This window comes from Candidatus Endomicrobiellum pyrsonymphae, assembly GCF_020328025.1.
GTDB lineage: Bacteria > Elusimicrobiota > Endomicrobiia > Endomicrobiales > Endomicrobiaceae > Endomicrobiellum > Endomicrobiellum pyrsonymphae.
Window position 1 is genome coordinate 1 of record NZ_JAIXMZ010000105.1, and the last position, 1,908, is coordinate 1,908.

Below are 1,908 nucleotides of genomic sequence, written 5' to 3' on the forward strand. Positions count from 1 at the left end.
AATAATCCTAAGGCGTATTATCAAAGATTTTTATAATAATCCTAAGGCGTATAAGCAATTTGAAGGATATGACTATACAAGACTTTTTGTGTTTTGTCGCGGATTGTATGGTGGTGAGAAATTGCAGAATCACGCATTAAACAATCGTGTAAATGGGGAGTTTGAAAACAAGTTCCGCGCCATAGGCAAAAATTTAATCATTATTAATGATGGGAAATATGCGTTACATATAGATTTTCTATATGTAGGTGATGTTGATATATCAAAAAGCGTATTTGATATCATTGGCGAATATATTCGACTGTTACAACAAAAAGACAGTCAGCTAAGTTTTGATATTGAAGAATTGAGAAAATTAAGGAACGTGAAGCGCAGACAAGACAAAATACATGACATGTTGAATGAAAAATCAGAAGCTCGTGTTTTTGAGATTATTTCGTATGTTATATTGAAAACTTATTATAAGAATACGAAGGTTTATATAGGTTTTGATAGGCAGAATTTAGAAGAAAAATATCTTCAACTTTTTAAAACTGGCAGAACAAATGCTAACGATGGTGGGATAGATTTTGTTATGAGACCTTTAGGCAGGTTTTTTCAAGTTACAGAAGTGAACGCCTATGATAAATATCTAATGGATATAGATAAAGTTTTACATTTTCCCATAACTTTTGTCATTAAAACTGATAAAGATAAGTCTATTATACAGAAAGAAGTTAACGATTATATTGAAAACAGGTCTGGTGGGATGAAAATTATAAAAGACAGCTATAGAGAGGCTATAGAAGAAATCGTTACTATTAAAGATTTAAGGAAATGGCTATATGAATTATCTGATAATGATATGGATTCCTTGTTAAAAGATTTGGAAATTTACTATAAATTGGAGATGAATTTTATTTAAGAGATAATTCAGTATTTGAAGTATAGGAATATTAAAAATGTATAGTAATTTGGCTCAAGAATTATTTAATAATTTGCCAATATGTAATCGTGGAAATTTCCCTTCAACGAGATATCAAGGCAGTAAAAATAAAATAGTTAAATGGATAGATTATTGGACAAAGGATTTAAAGTTTAATTCAGTTATAGATGCTTTTGGAGGAACAGGTTGCGTTGGATATATGTTTAAAAATCGTAGGAAGCAGGTTTTTTACAACGATATATTAAAGTTTAATTATTACATAGGACTTGCATTAATTGAGAATTCAAGCACTTTATTAGATGTTAACGATATTGATTCTATTTTGACGAAACACAAGAATATTGATTATCCTGATTTTGTAACGCGGAATTTTCAAGATATATATTTTACAAATGATGAAAATAAATGGTTGGATTTTGTTATAACAAATATAAAATTAATTGATAATAAATACAAGCAAGCTTTGGCGTATTATGCTCTTTTTCAATCGTGTATTATAAAAAGACCCTATAATTTATTTCATAGAAAGAATCTTTACATAAGAAATGCAGATGTTAAAAGAAGTTTTGGCAATAAAACTACTTGGGACGCATCGTTTGATTTTTATTTTAAGAAGTTTGCTCGAGAGGGTAATAAAGCTGTATTTTCAAATGCTTGTAATAATGTTGTTAGTAATTCTGATGTATTTGATTTAAAAGTAAAAGCTGACTTAGTTTATATTGACACTCCCTATATTTCATCAAAAGGAACAGGTGTAAATTATATTGACTTTTATCATTTTTTGGAAGGAATAGTTTTGTATGATCAATGGGAAAATTTGATCGATGAAAAATCTCAACATAAGAAAATAAAAAATATGAAGAATGTATGGTGTAGAGCAAAAGATATACAAAATGCATTTGATATAATTTTTGAAAAATTCAAAGATTCGATTATAGTTCTTTCTTATAGAGATGACGGAATTCCTACGATTGATAATTTAA

General features: G+C 28.1%; 2 protein-coding genes. Both read left to right on the forward strand.

All coding sequences use genetic code 11. The annotated features are described in order from the left end of the window. The coding region (locus LE180_RS06665) for a restriction endonuclease (RefSeq protein WP_374134672.1) at positions 1-904 on the forward strand (904 nt) is incomplete at its 5' end. Between the two features lie 37 nt (positions 905-941). Beyond that, a partial coding sequence (locus LE180_RS06670) for a DNA adenine methylase (RefSeq protein ID WP_374134673.1) occupies positions 942-1,908 on the forward strand: 967 nt, incomplete at its 3' end.